This is a genomic window from Deefgea piscis, assembly GCF_013284055.1.
GTDB lineage: Bacteria > Pseudomonadota > Gammaproteobacteria > Burkholderiales > Chitinibacteraceae > Deefgea > Deefgea piscis.
In genome coordinates this window covers 363,756-383,062 of sequence record NZ_CP054143.1, presented here as the reverse complement: position 1 = coordinate 383,062, position 19,307 = coordinate 363,756, and the positions used below count along the sequence as shown (strand labels likewise).

General features: G+C 49.1%; 14 protein-coding genes and 1 riboswitch. Of the genes, 10 read left to right on the top strand and 4 right to left on the bottom strand.

Features of this window, described 5'->3' with window-relative positions; all coding sequences use genetic code 11:
• Positions 1-2: 2 nt before the first annotated feature.
• From HQN60_RS01895 to HQN60_RS01875, 5 genes are all read left to right on the top strand, one after another.
• Positions 3-1,643, top strand: a complete 1,641-nt coding sequence (locus tag HQN60_RS01895; RefSeq protein ID WP_173532099.1) for an alpha-D-glucose phosphate-specific phosphoglucomutase — start codon at positions 3-5, stop codon at positions 1,641-1,643.
• Positions 1,644-1,733: 90 nt separating this feature from the next.
• The gene (gene glgC, locus HQN60_RS01890; protein WP_173532098.1) at positions 1,734-3,032 is read left to right on the top strand and encodes a glucose-1-phosphate adenylyltransferase; all 1,299 of its coding nucleotides are present in this window, start codon (positions 1,734-1,736) and stop codon (positions 3,030-3,032) included.
• An 11-nt stretch (positions 3,033-3,043) separates the two neighbouring features.
• Positions 3,044-4,477, top strand: a complete 1,434-nt coding sequence (gene glgA, locus HQN60_RS01885) for a glycogen synthase GlgA (protein WP_173532097.1) — start codon at positions 3,044-3,046, stop codon at positions 4,475-4,477.
• Positions 4,478-4,548: 71 nt separating this feature from the next.
• Positions 4,549-7,002, top strand: coding sequence for a glycogen/starch/alpha-glucan phosphorylase (locus tag HQN60_RS01880; protein WP_173532096.1), 2,454 nt, complete (start codon positions 4,549-4,551; stop codon positions 7,000-7,002).
• Positions 7,003-7,122: 120 nt separating this feature from the next.
• Positions 7,123-7,671 (top strand): NUDIX domain-containing protein, encoded by a 549-nt coding sequence (locus tag HQN60_RS01875; protein ID WP_173532095.1) that lies wholly within the window; start codon positions 7,123-7,125, stop codon positions 7,669-7,671.
• 254 nt (positions 7,672-7,925) lie between these two features.
• Here HQN60_RS01875 and HQN60_RS01870 read toward each other — a convergent pair whose 3' ends face one another.
• Together HQN60_RS01870 and HQN60_RS01865 are read right to left on the bottom strand one after the other, a co-directional pair.
• Positions 7,926-9,899 (bottom strand): glycoside hydrolase family 19 protein, encoded by a 1,974-nt coding sequence (locus HQN60_RS01870; RefSeq protein WP_217390194.1) that lies wholly within the window; start codon positions 9,897-9,899, stop codon positions 7,926-7,928.
• Positions 9,900-10,206: 307 nt separating this feature from the next.
• Positions 10,207-10,677, bottom strand: a complete 471-nt coding sequence (locus HQN60_RS01865; protein ID WP_173532094.1) for a DMT family transporter — start codon at positions 10,675-10,677, stop codon at positions 10,207-10,209.
• A gap of 285 nt (positions 10,678-10,962) precedes the next feature.
• Between HQN60_RS01865 and HQN60_RS01860 the strand changes: the two genes are divergently transcribed.
• Both HQN60_RS01860 and HQN60_RS01855 read left to right on the top strand, forming a co-directional pair.
• Positions 10,963-11,286, top strand: coding sequence for a rhodanese-like domain-containing protein (locus tag HQN60_RS01860; RefSeq protein WP_173532093.1), 324 nt, complete (start codon positions 10,963-10,965; stop codon positions 11,284-11,286).
• 98 nt (positions 11,287-11,384) lie between these two features.
• A complete protein-coding gene (locus HQN60_RS01855) occupies positions 11,385-11,729 on the top strand; it encodes an antitoxin Xre/MbcA/ParS toxin-binding domain-containing protein (protein ID WP_173532092.1) in 345 nt (114 codons plus the stop codon).
• A gap of 214 nt (positions 11,730-11,943) precedes the next feature.
• Here HQN60_RS01855 and HQN60_RS01850 read toward each other — a convergent pair whose 3' ends face one another.
• Complete coding sequence (locus tag HQN60_RS01850; RefSeq protein WP_308419418.1) at positions 11,944-13,953, bottom strand: peptidase U32 family protein; 2,010 nt, start codon at positions 13,951-13,953, stop codon at positions 11,944-11,946.
• A 232-nt stretch (positions 13,954-14,185) separates the two neighbouring features.
• Between HQN60_RS01850 and HQN60_RS01845 the strand changes: the two genes are divergently transcribed.
• Positions 14,186-15,064 carry a transporter gene (locus tag HQN60_RS01845; protein ID WP_173532091.1) on the top strand — a complete coding sequence of 293 codons (879 nt, stop codon included), beginning with the start codon at positions 14,186-14,188 and terminating at the stop codon, positions 15,062-15,064.
• Positions 15,065-15,175: 111 nt separating this feature from the next.
• Here HQN60_RS01845 and thiC read toward each other — a convergent pair whose 3' ends face one another.
• Positions 15,176-17,101: a phosphomethylpyrimidine synthase ThiC gene (gene thiC, locus HQN60_RS01840; protein ID WP_173532090.1), complete on the bottom strand. Its 1,926-nt coding sequence runs from the start codon at positions 17,099-17,101 to the stop codon at positions 15,176-15,178.
• A 96-nt stretch (positions 17,102-17,197) separates the two neighbouring features.
• Positions 17,198-17,351: riboswitch (TPP riboswitch) on the bottom strand.
• 90 nt (positions 17,352-17,441) lie between these two features.
• Between thiC and HQN60_RS01835 the strand changes: the two genes are divergently transcribed.
• Positions 17,442-18,083 (top strand): protein-L-isoaspartate O-methyltransferase family protein, encoded by a 642-nt coding sequence (locus HQN60_RS01835; RefSeq protein WP_173532089.1) that lies wholly within the window; start codon positions 17,442-17,444, stop codon positions 18,081-18,083.
• Positions 18,084-18,226: 143 nt separating this feature from the next.
• Positions 18,227-19,297 (top strand): Wzz/FepE/Etk N-terminal domain-containing protein, encoded by a 1,071-nt coding sequence (locus HQN60_RS01830; RefSeq protein WP_173532088.1) that lies wholly within the window; start codon positions 18,227-18,229, stop codon positions 19,295-19,297.
• Positions 19,298-19,307: the final 10 nt, after the last annotated feature.

Sequence of the window (19,307 nt, the reverse complement as noted above, 5' to 3'; positions counted from 1 at the left end):
GAATGAGTGTTTTAACCGTAGCAAGCCAGCCTTATGCTGGTCAACGTCCTGGTACTTCAGGTTTACGTAAAAAAGTAACGGTATTTCAGCAAGCGCATTACTTAGAAAACTTCGTACAAGCGATCTTTGATGTGGTGCCCGAATTAAACGGCGCCACGCTGGTGCTGGGCGGCGATGGTCGTTTTTATAATCGCGTTGCAGTGCAGACCATTTTAAAAATGGCCGCCGCCAATGGCGTTGCCAAGGTGTTGGTGGGGCAAGCAGGTTTGCTCTCAACGCCAGCAGTGAGCTGCATTATTCGCAAATATGCTGCAGTTGGCGGCATCGTTTTATCGGCTTCGCACAATCCAGGCGGGCCCGATGGCGATTTTGGTATCAAATACAACGTCAATAATGGCGGGCCAGCACCCGAAAAAATCACCGAAGCAATTTATACCCGCACGACAACCATCAACCAATACAAGACGTATACAGCTGCAGATCTTGATATTGATGTAGTTGGTGAATATACCCTTGGCAATATGCAGGTGGTAGTGCTCGATTCCGTTGCCGATTACGCCGAATTGATGGCCGATTTGTTTGATTTTGACGCGATTCGCGCTTGGTTTGCTGCTGGACATCAGATGCGATTTGACGCGATGTCCGCCGCGTCTGGCCCGTACGCCAAACGCATTCTTGAGGATTTGCTCGGCGCACCGCAAGGCACCGTGGTGAATGGCATTCCGCTTCCCGATTTTGGTGGTTTACATCCGGACCCCAATCCAGTGTATGCCGATGATTTGGTGGCGCATTTATTTGGCGAGCGCGGTAGCGTTGTGTCTGATTTTGGCGCCGCCAGTGATGGCGATGCTGATCGCAATATGATTTTAGGCCGGCATTTTATTGTCACCCCGTCCGATAGTTTGGCGGTGATGGCGGCCAATGCCGAGAAAATTAAAGGCTATACGCGGGGTATTGCCGGCGTAGCGCGCTCAATGCCTACGTCGTGCGCGGTGGATGCCGTCGCTAAAAAACGCGGTATTGCTTGCTTTGAAACACCAACTGGCTGGAAGTTTTTTGGCAATTTGCTTGATGCTGGCCAAGTGACTTTGTGCGGCGAAGAAAGCTATGGCACGGGCTCAGATCATGTGCGCGAAAAAGACGGCGTGTGGGCGGTGCTGTTTTGGCTCAATTTGCTCGCCGTGACTGGGCAGTCGGTTCAAACCATTGTGCAGCAGCATTGGCAAGAATATGGCCGGCATTTTTATTCGCGGCATGATTACGAAGCGCTCGATACGCTAGCAGCGAACGACTTGATGGCGCATTTACGCCGTCAGTTGCCGACTTTGGCGGGGCAAACCCTTGGTGAATTTACGGTGCAGCTGGCCGATGATTTTGCTTATGACGACCCGATTGATGGTTCACGCAGCGAGCAGCAAGGCATTCGCGTGGTGATGACCGATGGCAGCCGTGTGGTGTTTCGCTTGTCGGGCACCGGCACGGATGGCGCAACGCTACGTGTTTACCTCGAAAAATTCGTCTCCGATCCTGCTGGGCATACCGTGCCAACGCAAACCGCTTTGGCGGGATTAATTGCCATTGCCGAGCAATTGGCGCAAATCAAAGCGCGCACAGGCCGCGAGGCGGCAACCGTTGTGACTTAAACGGACTCGTTTTACGGACTGATGCTTCAAGTGCCTGCAATGGCAGGTACTTGAAACTGCGCAGCGCCTCAATAACACGGAGCAAGACCCATGGAAATGCAATTGATAGATAAAGCCACTTTAGCGCGTCAATTACCTAGCCGTGCGGTGGCGCTGGTGTTGGCGGGCGGGCGCGGTTCTCGGCTTAAGCAATTGACCGATCATCGCGCCAAGCCCGGGGTGTATTTTGGCGGTAAGTTTCGCATTATTGATTTTGCTTTATCTAATTGCATTAATTCGGGCGTGCGCCGAATTGGCGTGATTACGCAATATAAATCGCATTCTTTAATGCGACATTTACAGCGCGGCTGGTCTTTTTTACGCAATGAAATGAATGAATTTGTTGATGTGCTGCCCGCGCAGCAGCGGGTGGACGAAGCGCATTGGTATCGTGGAACGGCTGATGCGATTTATCAAAACTTAGATATTTTGCGCACCTATCGTTCCGAATACGTGGTGATTTTGGCGGGTGATCACATTTATAAAATGGATTACTCACGGATGCTGGTCGACCATGTATTGCTTGGCGCTGAAGTCACCGTCGCTTGTATCGAAGTGCCACGCGCCGAGGCAAGTGCGTTTGGCGTGATGGCGGTTGATGAGTCGCGAAAAATCATCGATTTTATCGAAAAACCCGAATCGCCACCCGCCATGCCGGGTAATGACAATGTCTCTTTGGCCTCAATGGGCGTGTATATCTTTAATACCCGTTATTTAGAGCGCTTACTTGAAGAAGATATTGTTTTGGCTGGTTCTAGCCATGATTTTGGCAAAGATTTAATTCCCAAAAGTGTTTTAGAGGGCAAGGCTTTTGCGCATCCGTTTAGTTTGTCGTGCGTGATGACCGAGTCCAGCGGTGAGCCGTACTGGCGCGATGTCGGTACCGTGGATGCGTATTGGGCGGCCAATTTAGATTTGGCCTCCGTCACGCCAGAACTCGATGTGTATGACACCGATTGGCCAATCTGGACGCTGCAAGAGCAATTGCCGCCCGCCAAATTTGTGCAAGATCGCAATGGTAGCCACGGCATGACGCTCAATTCTTTGGTTTCGGGCGGTTGTATTGTTTCGGGCTCGCTGGTGATTAATTCGGTGCTGTTTTCACAAGTGCGAATTCATTCATTTTGCACCATTGATTCAACGGTGATTTTGCCGCAAGTGGTGATCGGCCGCGGTTCGCGCATTCGGCGCTGCATTATTGACCGTGCATGCGAAATTCCCGAAAACACCATTATTGGTGAAAACGCCGAAGACGATGAGCGCCGCTTTCATCGCACCGAAACCGGCGTTGTTTTGGTGACGCGGGATATGCTGGTCAAGTTGGCATCATCCGCAGCGCAACAATCATAAGGATGAGCGAAATGCGAGTACTCCACGTCTGTGCCGAAATGTTTCCATTACTCAAAACCGGTGGTTTGGCGGATGTCTCGGGGGCATTGCCATTGGCTTTAGCGCCTTTGGCTTGCGATGTTCGCGTTTTATTGCCGGGTTTCCCTTCGATATTGGCCGGATTAACGGCAGTGAGTGATGTCGCCACATTGGAGACGTTTGCTGGCAAGATCGGTTTGAAATTTGGCCGCACGCCAGATGATATTGGCGTGTATGTCATCGATGCACCGCATTTATACGCGCGCGGTGGTAATCCATATCAAGATGGCAACCATCATCCATATGCCGATAATCATCTGCGGTTTGCGCTCTTGGGTTGGGTGGCGACGCGTATTGCTGAAGGCATCGATACCTATTGGCGACCGGCCATTGTGCACGCGCATGACTGGCACGCCGGTTTAGTGCCGGCGTATTTGGCCGCAGCTGGGCGTCCGGCTACGAGCGTATTTACGATTCATAATTTAGCCTATCAGGGGATTTTTCCGGCTCATCAATTTGCGCAGCTTGAATTACCCGCGCATTTTTTTGCATTAAATGGGCTGGAATTTCATGGACAAATTTCGTTTATGAAAGCGGGGATTTATTACGCCGACCGAATCACCACGGTATCGCCAACGTATGCCCAAGAAATTAGCACGCCTGAGCAAGGTTGTGGCTTAGATGGCTTATTGCGTGCGCGGCAAGACGTATTGTCGGGCATTTTAAATGGCGTTGATGAAGCCGTGTGGCACCCAGAGAGCGACGCCTTGATTGCCGCGAACTATAGCGTGGATAAATTAACCGGCAAAGCCAAATGTAAAGCGGCATTACAAGCGCTGATGGGTTTAGAGCACGCCACAGAAAAACCGTTATTTGCCGTCGTTAGCCGTTTAACCGAGCAAAAAGGTTTGCACTTGGTGTTGGCCGCGCTCAAGGAAATCACCGATCGCGGCGGTCAGTTTGTGTTGCTGGGTAGTGGCGACGCTGCAATGGAAGCGGCTTTTGTCGCTGCTGCCGCCGACAATCCCCAGCAAGTGGCGGTAAAAATCGGCTACGACGAAGCGTTTTCGCATCAAATCATGGCCGGTAGTGATGTGATGATGGTGCCTAGTCGCTTTGAGCCTTGTGGTTTAACGCAGCTCTACGGCTTGAAATATGGCGCGCTACCTTTGGTGCGCCGTGTGGGTGGCTTGAGCGACACGGTGATTGATTGTTCTTTAGAAAACCTACAAGACGGTATTGCCACCGGCGCGGTATTTAATGGCTTCTCTAAAGAAGAACTCACCCAGGGTATTCGGCGTATTTTTGCTTTGTGGGCCAGACCTAAAGATTGGAAGGCGGTGCGGCAAGAAGCAATGCGCACTGACTTTGGCTGGCATAGTGCAGCCATGCAATACCATGATTTATACCGTAGCTTAGGCGCTTAGCTGGCGCGCAATCGCTGATTATTTGTGCGCTTAAGGCGATATTGAAATCGTTTTCGTTTGGGAGTTCGACCATGAGTTTGCCTTTCCAATATGACTCGACGGCTTTGTATGATGCCGAAAGCATGAAAAAAGCCATTGCCAATAAATTAATGTACTCCATTGGCAAAGACCCGCGTGCCGCGCAGCCCAAAGACTGGATGGAGGCAACGTTTTTAGCGGTGCGCGATCAAATGGTCGAGCGCTGGATGGAAACGACCCGAGCGCAATATTCGCAAGACTTAAAGCGGGTGTATTACTTATCGATGGAGTTTTTGATTGGTCGCGCCTTATCTAATGCCTTATTGGCGCTGGATATGGAAGACGTGGTGCGCACTGCGCTCGATGATATGGGCGTTGATTACGATGAATTAGTCGGTTTAGAGCCCGATGCGGCGTTGGGCAATGGTGGTTTAGGGCGTTTGGCGGCGTGTTTTTTAGATTCGATGGCGACCTTGGGTATTCCGGGTATGGGCTACGGCATACGCTATCAATTTGGTATGTTTAAGCAGCGCATTATTGAAGGCCGCCAAGTTGAAGTACCGGATACTTGGTTGGGATCGGTCAATATTGTCGATTTCCCTCGTGATGAAGTGTGTTACCGCGTGCGTTTTGGTGGTCGACTCGAGCAAGAAGGTAGCAGTGTGCGCTGGCTTGATAGCCAGCACGATGTTTTGGCGGTGGCGCACGATATTATTATTCCGGGGTTTGCCACTAAATCGACCAATACTTTGCGGCTGTGGACGGCGCGCTCTACGCGTGAAATTAATTTATCTAAGTTTAATCAGGGCGATTATTTCTCGGCGGTGGAAGAAAAAAATCTCTCTGAAAACGTCTCACGAGTGTTATATCCCGATGATTCTACCTTGGTCGGTAAAGAATTGCGTTTACGGCAAGAGTATTTTTTTGTTGCGGCGAGTTTGCAAGATATTATTCATCGCTATTTAAGCACCCATGAAAATTTGGATCATTTAGCTGATAAAGTCGCGATTCATTTAAATGATACTCATCCGGTGTTGGCGATTCCGGAGTTAATGCGCTTATTAATTGATGATTATCATTATGAATGGCGTGAAGCATGGGCGATTACCGGTAAAGTATTTAGCTATACCAATCACACTTTAATGTCTGAGGCGTTAGAGACTTGGGATGTGAATATGCTGGGGCGATTATTGCCTCGGCATTTAAAAATTATTTTTGATTTAAATGAGGCTTTTTTAAAAGAAGTCGCTTTAATGATCCCGAATGATTTTGACTTTTTACGTCGCGTGTCGTTAATCGACGAGCATGGCGAGAGAAAAGTCAGGATGGCGTATTTGGCGGTGATTGCCAGCCATCAAGTGAATGGTGTGTCGGCATTGCACTCCGCGCTGATGGTTGAATCGATTTTTGCTGATTTTGCGCGCTTGTATCCAGATCGATTTACCAATGTGACCAATGGCGTGACACCGCGCCGTTGGCTGGCTTTGGCCAACCCTGAATTATCGCATTTAATCGATAAAGCCATAGGCCAAACTTGGCGCGCTAATTTAAATGAATTAGTTGAGCTCAAAACACACGCTGATTTTCCTCTGTTTGTGGCTGAGTTTCGCGCGGCTAAATTAGCCAATAAAAAACGTTTAGCCATGTATGTGGCGCGTACTTTAGGCGGTGTGATTAATCCAAACGCTTTATTTGATGTACAAGTAAAACGAATCCATGAATACAAGCGGCAATTACTCAATGTATTGCATGTGATTACGCGATATAACCAAATCTTGGCTGAGCCAGATAAAAAATGGCAACCGCGCGTGGTGATTTTTGCTGGTAAAGCAGCGTCGGCCTACCATATGGCCAAATTGATCATTCAACTCATTAATGATGTTGGGATTAAAATTAATAATGATGAGCGCATTGGTGATCGATTAAAGGTGGTGTTTTTACCCAATTACAGCGTGAGTTTGGCCGAAATTATTATTCCTGCCGCCGATTTATCTGAGCAAATCTCCACCGCCGGTACCGAAGCTTCTGGCACTGGCAATATGAAATTTGCCCTTAATGGTGCATTAACCATTGGTACATTGGATGGTGCCAATGTGGAAATGCAAGAGGCGATTGGCGGCGATAATATGTTTATTTTTGGCAATACCAGCGAAGAAGTCAGCGCATTACGCCGTGATGGCTACAATCCGCGCAGTATTTATGAAAACAATAAAGCGCTACGCGATACGCTTAATATGTTGGCGTCGGGATTTTTTAGCCCGAGCGAGCCAGAGCGCTATCGGGTGATTTTTGATACCTTGGTCAATTGGGGCGATCATTATCAATTATTGGCTGATTTTGAAGCCTATGTCGCCATGCAGGCCAAAGTGGATGCGCTATTTGCGAAACCCGATCTTTGGGCGCGAAAAGCCATTTTAAATGTGGCGGCAATGGGGCATTTCTCATCGGATCGAACGATTCAAGAATACGCCGATCGGATTTGGCATACGCAGGCGGTCAAGCTTTAAGCACTCATAAGCTGTTTTATGACAAAGTCAGGTAAGGCTGACAGCCAACTTTTGCTTTATGCCTTACAAAACGCGTTAAACTGGGCGGCCGCAAGGTCGCCTTTTTTATGGATCAATATCATGTCAGTAGATCGCCATTTAATCGAAGAAACGCTCTCTAGCCAGCCCTTATTTAAAGGCAAATTGCTCAACGCTTTTTGCGATACCGTGCGTTTGCCCGATGGCAGCACGGCAACGCGTGAATATATTAAGCACCCAGGCGCGGTGATGGTGATTCCACAGCTAGCCGATGGCCGATTATTGCTTGAGCGGCAATTTCGTTATCCATTAGATCGGGTGTTTATCGAGTTTCCGGCCGGTAAACTCGACGCTGGCGAAGATCCTTTGGCTTGCGCGCAGCGCGAATTATTCGAAGAAACCGGTTATAGCGCCGCGTCTTGGGAATATCTGGGGGTGATTCACCCAATTATTTCGTATACCGACGAAGAAATTAAATTGTATTTGGCGCGAGACTTAACCGCCGGAGAGCGTCAGCTCGATGATGGTGAATTTTTAGAAAGCATTACGATGAGTATGCCTGAGCTGATCGCTGGCGTACTCGATGGCAGCATTACCGATGCTAAAACCATTGCTGGCGTATTTTGGGCGCAGCAAAAAGGTTTGGTATAGGGGTATTTCTCTGTGGCTTATTTTTGATAAAGTCTAAACAGGTATACCCGTTAATAAAGTTTCAATTGCTTGTTGCTGGTTTGAAATGCCTGCGGCACGGTTGTCACATCAGCTTGCAGCAGTGCCAATGCGATTAGCAATGCCTATGTATACGCTGAGTCTAGGTTGATCGAGTCATTCGCTTGATAAAAAAAACGCCGTTCACAATTTCAGTGAACGGCGTTTTTTGTGGGTATTACTGCGTTGCTGATTGCTTATTTGCTGTTGTCGATGACGATTTGGCCATTAAATTTCACTTGGCCACGGAAGAAGTAATCAACGCAGGCTTGATAATCACCCGGATTGGCCAGGCTAAACGGCGTTTGGTAAGTGGCTAATTGGCATGACCATGCTACGCCGCCCGGATTATTCGGGTTGTAATTCCAGCCTTTATCCAAATAAGTTTTGGTGGCTGCTGCCGAGCCATCGGTAAAGCCTTTTGAATTGCCACACGTGAGCTGCTCACCGGTAATGTCGATGCCAAGTTCTTTGGTGAACTCTTTATACGCCGCAATCCGATTGAGCGATTGCGAGACTTCGCTGCCTTTACCGCATTCAATGCCACCGTTAATGATGTAGGTGGTGGCACCAAAGCCCGGTTTCATATTGTTGGCTGCGTCCACTTGATTGGGCACCCAAGTGCCGTCAATCACCCAAGTCATCGGTGGTTTTGGTGACTGTGGATACACCGCAAACCAAATCGCTGAGGCAAAATTGAGCGAAGTATCGGCAACCAATTCGGGTTTATCGAGTAAAACATTCACATCGCCATACAGTGATTTACTGAATGGGCCGTAGTTGTAATTCCACGAGAGTTGCTTGGAGCCACGACCAAAATAGCTCAGGTTTTGGCCTTGGGCATTTTTGCTGCAAGGGTAGAAAATCGAGAAAATCGAGCTACCGGCACCGTTAAAGCAGTCTTGATAACCGCCTGTGCCGTTGCCTTCGACCATGCCTTGCTCACGCAAGAACCATAAACCTTGGCGGAAGGTCGGGATCGCGACGTTTTGCTCGAGTGTGGCTAACACGGCATTATTTTGCTCAGGATAACCGCGCGCAACGGCAGGCGTGAGTGAAGGCCAGTTGGCGCCAGTTTCTTGTGCAAAGTGAGCAAACGAGGTGGCCAGCAGTTTTTTACAAATCAAATCAGAATCACGGCCATCGGTATACGTTGCGCAATAGGCTGGGAATTTAGCCACGCCTTTGAGCAGGCTATCGTAGGTGTATTTCACATTGCGAACGGGGAAGAAATAATCAAATTTCGCCAAGCTCAATACCCGTTCAACGCGTTTAACGTTGTCCGGATTGCTCGCTGCGCCTGGGCTAACAGCATTCACAATATTGTCGGGGCGAACTTGTAGCGCTGCGCGAATTCGATCGATGGTTTGGCTGTCAGATCCGGCTTGGGCGTACAAAGCACGCTCAGCGGCGCTAAATTGTTCTGCGCTTGGATAGCCTGCTGGTGCGGCAACATAGCTAATTTGCGGCTTGTAGGCGGCCACTGGGCTGCTGGTCGGCGTTGCCGTTGGTACTGAACTTGGCGTTGCTGTCGGTGTTGCTGTCGGTGTTGCAGTTGGTGTTGCAGTTGGTGTTGCAGTCGGTGTTGCAGTTGGTGTTGCAGTCGGCGTTGCGGTTGGTGTCGCCGTTGGTTTTACCGTCGGTGTCGGCGTCGCGCCGTTGCAGCTGCCTAAGTTTTTCCATGGACCCCATTGGTCGGTGGTCGATGGGATCGTGCCTTGTACCCACCATTTGGCTTCAAAAGTGATGTTGTTATATACCACGCGCTGTCCACCTTGATAGGCGGTGGCGCTATTCCACGTTGTGCTGCAATTACTTGGTGTCGTGGGGGCGGTGGTCGGTGTTGCCGTGGGCGCAATGCTTGGCGTTGGTGTTGGCGCAGGTGTTTGGGTCGCCGTCGGTGAGGCGGTCGGGCTAGGGCTAGGTTGGGCCGTCGGTGCGGTGCTGCTATTGGCCGCTACTTTCCATAGCGTGGCGGTGGTATCCGGCGTCCAGCCGGCGCCAACGTAAGCGGTGTGCGTAACGAGGGCGCTGTAATTAAGTCCTTTGTAACTGACGATGGTACCTGCATTGTAAGTACTGCCTTCGCTCCATGCCGGTGTAGCATGGGCATAAGCACTGATCATCATGGCGGGGATTGCCGCCAACATCCAACGATTCATTTCTGACATACCGTCTCCATCCTTTTATTGCACTTCGATCGGTGACGCCGCCGAGTGCTGTTTTTAAATTACAAAAATCATCGAAGAGCAGCATTCGTTCAGTGGCAAGTTCACGATGCCAGCAAACGATTGCTGTTTGACTCGATTTTTGTAAGCAAAAACATATTAATATTCTGGGGATGAAAATGACTAGTGAATTGATAAAAGTGTCAGTAATGTATTGATTTAATACGAAATATTTCTACAATTGAAAGTTTTTGCGTGGTTATTCAAAAGTATGACTAAAGGAAAGTAATGTGATTTAGCAAGCCTACGTTTAAGGCTTGGCATTAAGCCAATCATTGCCAAAGTTCACCAAGACTACGCCAATAATAATCAAGGCTGCGCCGAGTAAGCGTGGCCAGCTTAAATCTTTCATCGGCATGGCAAACCAGCCAAATCGATCAAACAGCATTGAGGCAATAATTTGCCCAGTGATAATGAGCGACAACATCGTCGCTGCGCCGAGTTTAGGCGCAATCAACGTCGTGCCAAAAACAAAGACCGCGCCCAGTAAGCCCCCCAGCAGCATCCACGGCTCGGCTTTCGGTAGTTGCGCCAGTGCGCTGATTTTTTGCCCCGTCGCCAGACTGATGCAAAGTAGGGCCAGCGTACCCACCGAGAAAGACACTAAGGCTGCCAGCAAAGTACTGTGCCCGATTACGGATTTGAGTTGGTTATTAATGGCCGCCTGCAGTGGAATAATCAGGCCAATGCTAAGGGCGAATAAGCTATAAAGATAAGTCATGACAACTCCAAAAAAGGCTAGCGACAGCGAGTAGCGGCCATGGTAATCAATTAAATTGATTGCCTCTAGCCGGAAACTGATTTAATTTGCGCGCCATGCGCCAAATCGTTGCGCCAAAGTGGGTTTGCATCGTGGTCTGCTGGTCATCGATGTACTCGCTATTACGCTAAAGGATTGGTCAGCCAACTTGGGGGTGAGTCGCGATCTCTGGCGCTCAAACTGAATCGATTTTAAATACGCAACGCAGTATTTTTGCGTTGTCGTGGCATGCAAAGGGCAGTAAAAATGCAACATATTAATCCGAATGATCTTTATCTCTGGCTGCAAGACTCAAACCGTGCAGCGCCTCATTTATTGGACGTTCGCGAACCATGGGAAGTGGCTTTATGCCAAATTAGCGGCAGTCAAAATGTGCCGATGAATCACATTCCAAGTGAACAAACGCGTTTAGATCCGGACGCCACTTACGTGGTGATTTGCCATCACGGCGTGCGTAGTTATCAAGTGGCTGGATTTTTGGAACGGCAAGGTTTTGAAAATATGATTAATTTAGACGGTGGCATTGCGGCGTGGGCCAATGATGTTGAGCCGAATATGGCGCGTTATTAAGAGCGGGGACATCGATTCGTTCCTTGCCGAAAAACGGAAGGCTTATAGCGAAGGCAGCATAGATCTAAACCGCAGTAGAACCAAGCGCAGCAGAGGCAATGATGGATTTAACCCGAATCGGTATTTTTTTTGAATTGCTCGAGCGAGAGCTGGCTGGGCAGCCTGATTTGCATGCCGATTTAATGGCGGTGGTGCAATTTGAGCCGCAAATATTGTTGCCTTGGCTGCCGGTCATTGATATGGCTGAGCATAAATTGGGTGATTTAAATACCGTGGTGAAGTGGATTACCTGCCCGCATTTAGAGCTCAATGGCATGTCGCCGGCATCACTGGTGGGATCCGCCGATGGCGTTGAGCGCGTGAGCCAATTACTGGCGCAATATGCCCCCTTGCCGCCATGGCGCAATCCGCAGGGTTCGGATCAAACTGAACCTCAAGCTTAAAAAAATGCCGCTAGGGCGAAATACAGTTCACTTAACGACAAACCCTGAAAACCTGACGCAGAGGCGCGGAGGAAAATCAGGGTTTTTCAGTTGATTTTCTCTGTACCTTTGCGTCAAAAGCGATACCTGCAATGAAATCGAGGAAAAAAAATGCCGTTCACTTGGCTTAAGTGAACGGCATTACCGCTAGGGCGGCATTTTTTTGCGGCGTTGTTTAATGGCTATAGCCTTCAGGCTCAGGCTTGGCTTTGTGAAAGGTAATGGTTTGCACTGGAATAATCGACGGTGGCGGCGATTTTAAAATATGCGGTTTCATTTTGCCCATCACATGCATTTCGCACGGTTTGCAATCAAACACCAGCGTATAGCTTTCTTTGTCGTTGGCTAATGTCATCGGCTCGGCCTTGATTTGACCTTTGACACCAATCACGCCTTTGGCTTGTTTCGGGCAGAGTTCAAACGAAAACCGCAGACAATGCTTGGTAATCATTAACGGCACTTCGCCGGCTTCTTCGTGCGCTTCATACGCGGCGGCGATCAGTTTTACGCCGTGCTGTTGATAAAACTCGCGCGCTTTCTTGTTATATACATTACCCAAAAACGACAGCGTTTCATCAGGATAAATCGCCGGTGGTTCAACTGGCACTTTACGTTCTTGCTTGGGCCAAGCGGCAACGCGAGCGATTTCCAATTGCTCAACTGCTTCGCGGCGTAGCGCATTAATTGCCGAGGCGGCGACATGCCAAGGCTGGCTCAAGTTCAGCGATACGTCTTCCGCATAAAACATCGTATTGCCGAGTTTACCAAGGCCGCCAATCAAACCGCTCCACGCTTTGTCGGCATTCTGGGAAATCTCGAGCGCCATCGGCGCGTCAACGGTCACGGTACAGCCATCGGCATCGGTGATGGTGAGGGCAAGGCCAGTCGCAGTTTCAGACAAATTAAGCCATACACCGATTTTGCGTTCAGCGGATTTTTTATTCAGTATCTGCTCCCAAGCATGATCCCGATTGCGGTTCATGCCAATACCTGCCTTGAGGCCAGCAAGCTCGCTCATGGCCTCATTGGGGAAGACGCGGAAAGTGTCAGGGAGTGGGGAGTGGGGAGTGGCGGATTGAATGGCCTCAACGATATTGGCTTGCACGCCGACCACTTCGCGCTTTTTCATATAATTCAGGCCATCGCCGTTCGCTAGCGGCTCATTCGGGTCGATCAGTGCAATTTCAAAGAACTTGTCAGTAACGCGAGTGATCGTTCCCACCGGCAGGCCAACGTATTTGGGCGAATCAAATGCGCCGATATCGGTTTTACGTTCCGTTGCGAAATAATCGGTATGGCCACGGTGGAAGGTTTTATCGACATTTGGCGTAAAGAAAATCTTGCTGCGACCACTCGATGCCGGTGCGAGGTCAGGACGTTGTTCCAAAATGGCATCAAGGTGCTGGCGATAATGCGCGGTGATGTTTTTAACGTATTGCGCATCTTTATAACGGCCTTCGATTTTGAACGAGCGCACACCGGCGTCGACCAGTAGCGCCAAATTATCGGTTTGATCATTGTCTTTCATCGACAGCAAATGCTTATCAAACGCCACCACTTGGCCTTTATGATCGGTCAGCGTGTAGGGCAGGCGGCAAGCTTGCGAGCAATCGCCGCGATTGGCGCTGCGATTGGTCGCCGCGTGGCTGATATTGCATTGCCCAGAAAACGCCACGCACAGCGCGCCGTGGATAAAGTATTCAATCGTCGCCGTGTCGCCAATGGCCGCGCTGATTTCGCGGATTTGCTTTACGCCCAATTCACGCGCCAATACGATCTGCGAAAATCCTACGTCGGACAAAAACTTGGCCTTGGCCGGATTACGAATATCGCATTGCGTACTGGCGTGCAGCTGGATCGGCGGAATGTCGAGTTTGAGTACGCCCATGTCTTGCACAATCAGCGCATCCACACCGGCTTCATACAGCTGAATAATTTGCTGACGCGCGGGTTCAAGTTCGTTGTCGTGCAAGATGGTATTGAGCGTAACAAACACGCGCGAATGATAACGATGCGCGAATTGCACCAAGGCACTGATGTCTTCAATCGGATTGCTGGCATTATGCCGCGCGCCAAAGCTTGGGCCGCCGATATACACCGCATCTGCGCCGTGCAAGATCGCTTCTCGCGCAATTTCGGCAGTTTTGGCAGGGGCAAGTAATTCAAGTTGGTGCGGCAAAAGCATAATGCAATCCAGAGCAAGTCAGGCGAAGGGGCAGAAGTATAACGTATTCAAAGGCTTAGCGGTGTGATTGGCTAGGCTGATTTTGTGGTGGTTGGCGTGTGGATTGACGAGTGTTGTTGGGCTTACTCAATTCATTGTTTATTTTGGTTTTGTTTGTAAGTGTGACTGTCATATAAGGTAAAGTCCGTATATTGTGTGCAGCCTTGCTGGGGTTTGGGTTTTTGATATGCCAATGAATAAGAAGTCGGTTGGGGCGGTGGGTTTGGTGTTAATGAGTTTGCCAACGTATGCGCTGGATCCTCGGCAATTTGGGATGGTGGCCGATGATACCAGCCGTACTTCATTGCGTATTCGCCAGCAACAGATTGAATCGCCTCGTGGTCCACAAAATTTTGAAATCGTTGATAAGCAGAGCGTGAGCGTGCGGCATGCGCAGTATTTTGATCTTGCGGGACAACTGGCGTATGTGGCGGTGCAATTACCGTATGTTACGGTTGATCAATCGTTTACCAATAGCCGCCGCGCGCCGGCCGAGGCCGATGGTATTGGTGATGTAATGTTGGGCTTTGGTGTGGGCCTTTATCGCCGGCCAGCTTTAGATCGCGAGGCGGTTAAACAATTTGATCGCAACGGCTTAAGTAGCGCCTGCGGCATGCAAATTAATATTCCAACGGCCGCGTATGAAAAACACCAATCGGCCAATATCACCGCCAATCGCTGGATGCTGCTGCCCGAATGCCAACTGGCTTGGACGATGAATCAATGGGTTTTGGAGGGCGTGGCAGGACTATCTTGGTATGGCGACAATACAGAGTATAAAACCGGTCGGTTTGAGCAAAAAAACGTATATCAACTGAAAACTATGGCGAGTTTCAGCCCGATTCCTGAGATGTGGCTGGCGGCGACGTTGGAATACCAAACGGGTGGCATGGTGACGCGTGGCGGTAAAACGGAGAACGATCAAATCAATAATTGGCTGGCTGGCGGCGCGATTAATTTTCGTCTGCCAGGGCGCAATAGCGTACGGCTAGTGGGCGAATGGCCGGTGCGCACTGCGCAAGGTACAAGCAAAGAGCGAGAAATTTCGCTGGTGCTGTCGCACACATGGTAAATCGGATCTAAATCAGATTGAAATCTGACTGGCAGCAAATAAAAAACGCAGCGACCAAGGATTTGGCGCTGCGTTTTTGTATGGGTATATCAATCTAGCCCACGACTAGTATTACTGCTTGTGATATACCTCGGCACCGGTTTTCACGAACTCGATCGATTTGGTCTCCATGCCTTTTTTGAGGGCTTCGATTTCGCTGATGCCTTGTTTGGCGGCGAATTCGCGTACGTCTTGGGTGATTTTCATCGAGCAGAAATGCGGGCCACACATTGAGCAGAAATGTGCGACTTTAGCGCTGTCTTTTGGCAGTGTTTCATCATGAAACTCACGCGCGCGGTCTGGATCAAGGCCGAGATTGAACTGATCTTCCCAACGGAATTCAAAACGTGCTTTAGAGAGTGCATTGTCGCGAATTTGCGCGCCCGGATGACCTTTGGCCAAATCGGCGGCGTGCGCTGCCAATTTGTAAGTGATGATGCCTTCTTTCACGTCGGCTTTGTTTGGCAAGCCTAAATGCTCTTTTGGCGTTACGTAGCACAGCATCGCGCAGCCGTACCAGCCAATTTGCGCCGCACCAATCGCAGACGTAATATGGTCGTAGCCCGGTGCAATGTCGGTGGTCAATGGGCCAAGCGTGTAGAACGGTGCTTCATGGCACCAATCCAACTCTTTATCCATATTCTCTTTAATCAATTGCATTGGCACATGGCCAGGGCCTTCGATCATCACTTGCACGTCGTGTTTCCACGCGATTTGCGTCAATTCGCCAAGTGTTTTCAATTCGCCCAATTGCGCTTCATCGTTGGCATCCCAGATTGAGCCAGGGCGCAAGCCATCGCCCAAACTGAAGGCGACGTCGTATTCCTTCATGATTTGGCAGATGTCTTCAAAGTGCGTGTACAAGAAATTTTCTTGGTGATGCGCCAAGCACCATTTGGCCATAATCGAGCCGCCGCGCGACACAATGCCGGTCATGCGGTTCGCCGTCATCGGTACGTATTGCAACAATACGCCAGCGTGAATCGTGAAGTAATCCACGCCTTGCTCAGCTTGCTCAATCAAGGTGTCGCGGAATAATTCCCAAGTCAGATCTTCAGCCTTGCCGTTGACTTTTTCCAGTGCTTGGTAGATTGGTACGGTACCGATTGGCACTGGCGAATTACGCAAAATCCATTCACGCGTTTCGTGGATGTTTTTGCCGGTCGACAAATCCATAATGGTGTCGGCACCCCAGCGGATGCCCCAAGTCATTTTGTCGACTTCTTCGGTGATCGAAGACGTTACCGCAGAATTACCGATATTGCCGTTAATTTTCACCAAAAAGTTGCGGCCAATAATCATTGGCTCTGATTCTGGGTGATTGATGTTGTTCGGGATAATGGCGCGGCCACAGGCGATTTCACTGCGCACGAATTCTGGCGTAATTACGTCGGGCATATTCGCGCCGTAGTTTTCGCCTTTGTGCTGACGATTCATCATCGCCAACATTTTGTCGCCAGTTGGGCTGTCCGTTTTTAGGCTTTCTAGGTAGGCAGCACGATTCATGTTTTCGCGAATCGCGACGTATTCCATTTCTGGGGTGATGATGCCTTGGCGCGCGTAATGCATTTGCGAGACGTTTTTGCCGGCGATGGCTTTGCGTGGTTTGCGTTGCAATTCAAAGCGTAAAACATCAAGGCTCTTGTCGGCTTCGCGCATGCGGCCGTATTCGCTGGTGAGTTCAGGCAACACTTCGGTGTCGTTACGCTCGGCAATCCACGCCGCACGAATTGGCTCTAAGCCTTTGCGCACGTCGATTTTAGCCGCAGGATCAGTGTAAGGGCCAGAACAGTCATAGACGAAAATCGGTGGGTTTTTTTCGACCGCGCCGCTGATACTCATTTGCAATGGGGTATCGGCTTGGCTGATTTCGCGCATTGGCACTTGAATGTCAGCGCGTGAGCCTGGTACATAGATTTTGCGAGAATTAGGTAGTGGCTTGATGGCGGCTTCGTCGACGACGGCCGAATCGGCGGAAAATTCTGCTTTTGCGTTCATGGTGTTCTCCTGTGCACTGATTCAAACTCAGATGAGTGATTCAGTCGCGCTCGCTGGCGCGTGATTTAAAAAGACGGCATAGGAGTGAGGGCGCAAAAAGTCAGCGACTCGCTTTCCTACGCCGGTATTAACCGGGTCAGGTTCCAAGGGTATATCTCATCCGATTTGCTGACGTTGCTTCTGGTGACTTTGGCCAAAAATGGCTTTATCAGCAGAAAAGTCGCTTAAATCGGAACCCCTAGCGATTCATGAATGTGAAATTAAAAGAGTTGTGGGATAATTGCAAGACAAATTGAATAATCTAATCGCCGTAGTCGGCTTGTCTTGAGGTGAAGCAAACATGGATTGGGAAAACGCACGTTATCTTTTAGTTGAGCAGCAAATTCGCCCGTGGAATGTGTTGAATCCTGTGATTCTTGAGCGCATTCTCAATACGCGCCGTGAAGACTTTGTGCCGGCGGATAAAAAAGAACTGGCTTTTGTTGACGCTGAGTTGCCATTGGCAAATGGCCAGCTGATGCTTGCTCCTAAGGTTGAAGCGCGTTTATTGCAAGAAATAGACTTAAAACCCTCCGATAAATTGCTGATTGCTGGCCCTGGCGCAGCTTACTTGGTGGCCTTGGCTGCAGGTTTGTGCGCGAACGTGGTGGCAGTGGACGCAGATGTTGAATACGTGGCATTTATTAATGCGCAACTGAAAGCGGCTGGCATTAAAAACGCCCGCGCCGAAGTTGGTGATGCCTTAGCAGCCAATGGCCAAGCGCCATTTGACGCGATTATCGCCACTGCTTCGTTCGCTCAAGCGCCAGCCAGCTTGTTGGCACAACTAGCTAATAATGGCCGTTTGCTGGCGATTATTGGTGAAGAACCGATGATGTATGCCACTTTATATCGCCAAGCAGGCGCAGTGCTCGAGCAAAAACAAGTCTTTGATTACAACTTACCTAGAATGCGCGTCACGATACCTGCGTTTGAATTTTGATAGTTTGTATGGTTTAAATCAAAAAGCCAGCGTAAATGCTGGCTTTTTGCTTACAAAAAATAAAAATTGACCGTCATCGATTATAATGGCCGGCATTTTTCGATGTTTTAAACTTTTTTAATCTTTTTACAGAAAACACGCCAATGACTGTTGCACACTCCAGCGAGCCATCCAATCGCAAGCCAGAAACAGAAGACGAAATTTCTTTGCTCGATTTGCTACTGGTACTGACCAAGCACAAAAAACTGATTATTGGTCTACCGATTTTGGCTGCAGTGATTGCAGCAGCGGTGGCGTTTAGTTTGCCCAATGAGTACACCGCAACACTTAAAATTGCACCGTCGAAAAATGCGGCTGTTTACAATTGGGTCTTAACTAACGATCAAGTGAAAGAAACAATCGCTAAAGAAATGAAGCTGGCAGAGCACTTTGATACTAAAGGCCGACAAGCAACGCGTAATGCAATGGGTAATGCAGTTAAAGTCACTTTAAACGCCAAAGATGGTTTTTTAGATATTAATGTGACCGATCAAAATCCAGAATTTGCCGCTTTATTGGCCAACAAAATGGGTTTAGCGCTGCAGAACAATTTATACAGTATGCGATTATTGGAATCATCAAAACAGCGTTATGAATTAGAAACTCGCCGTGAAATGGCGCAAAAAAATAAAAATAAATACGATGCCGAGATGAAACAGGCCGATTTGGCGGCAATGATTAACCAATTGTCAGCAGCAGATCGTTATGGCATTACCAGCTTAGCCGCGATTCAAGCTGAATCGACGTTGCAAGGTGGTGTCAGCGATATGATGCAAAACGAACTAGTGCGCATGCAAGATCAGCTTTCGAGCTTGCAGCGCCTAGTGGTTGACAGCATGAAAAAACAAGCCAATGCCAACAATACCGGCTTATGGATTGCCGCAGTAGGGGCTTTGCAGCAGCAAGCGTATTGGGATGCTTTAATCGAGCGACTTGATCGCCGCATTGAATTATTAAAAAAACAAGAGCGCGATGAATTAAAAATGACAGCAGCTGAAGTTCCCGATGAAAAATCAGGGCCTAAGCGTGCTTTAATTGTATTATTGTCCGCATTTGCCGCGCTGTTCTTAAGTATTTTATGGGCATTTATTGCAGAAGCCATCGCTAAATCAAGAGAAAATAGCCAGTCATTGGCTTTGTTAAGCAAAATTGGCGCAGCTTGGAAAGCTAAATAAATAATTGCTC

What these genes read in the sequence shown, in the direction of transcription:
- HQN60_RS01895 (WP_173532099.1), top strand. Translation starts at nt 3, where the DNA reads ATGAGTGTTTTAACCGTAGCAAGCCAGCCTTATGCTGGTCAACGTCCT.
- glgC (WP_173532098.1), top strand. Translation starts at nt 1,734, where the DNA reads ATGGAAATGCAATTGATAGATAAAGCCACTTTAGCGCGTCAATTACCT.
- glgA (WP_173532097.1), top strand. Translation starts at nt 3,044, where the DNA reads ATGCGAGTACTCCACGTCTGTGCCGAAATGTTTCCATTACTCAAAACC.
- HQN60_RS01880 (WP_173532096.1), top strand. Translation starts at nt 4,549, where the DNA reads ATGAGTTTGCCTTTCCAATATGACTCGACGGCTTTGTATGATGCCGAA.
- HQN60_RS01875 (WP_173532095.1), top strand. Translation starts at nt 7,123, where the DNA reads ATGTCAGTAGATCGCCATTTAATCGAAGAAACGCTCTCTAGCCAGCCC.
- HQN60_RS01870 (WP_217390194.1), bottom strand. Translation starts at nt 9,899, where the DNA reads ATGTCAGAAATGAATCGTTGGATGTTGGCGGCAATCCCCGCCATGATG.
- HQN60_RS01865 (WP_173532094.1), bottom strand. Translation starts at nt 10,677, where the DNA reads ATGACTTATCTTTATAGCTTATTCGCCCTTAGCATTGGCCTGATTATT.
- HQN60_RS01860 (WP_173532093.1), top strand. Translation starts at nt 10,963, where the DNA reads ATGCAACATATTAATCCGAATGATCTTTATCTCTGGCTGCAAGACTCA.
- HQN60_RS01855 (WP_173532092.1), top strand. Translation starts at nt 11,385, where the DNA reads ATGATGGATTTAACCCGAATCGGTATTTTTTTTGAATTGCTCGAGCGA.
- HQN60_RS01850 (WP_308419418.1), bottom strand. Translation starts at nt 13,953, where the DNA reads ATGCTTTTGCCGCACCAACTTGAATTACTTGCCCCTGCCAAAACTGCC.
- HQN60_RS01845 (WP_173532091.1), top strand. Translation starts at nt 14,186, where the DNA reads ATGAATAAGAAGTCGGTTGGGGCGGTGGGTTTGGTGTTAATGAGTTTG.
- thiC (WP_173532090.1), bottom strand. Translation starts at nt 17,101, where the DNA reads ATGAACGCAAAAGCAGAATTTTCCGCCGATTCGGCCGTCGTCGACGAA.
- HQN60_RS01835 (WP_173532089.1), top strand. Translation starts at nt 17,442, where the DNA reads ATGGATTGGGAAAACGCACGTTATCTTTTAGTTGAGCAGCAAATTCGC.
- HQN60_RS01830 (WP_173532088.1), top strand. Translation starts at nt 18,227, where the DNA reads ATGACTGTTGCACACTCCAGCGAGCCATCCAATCGCAAGCCAGAAACA.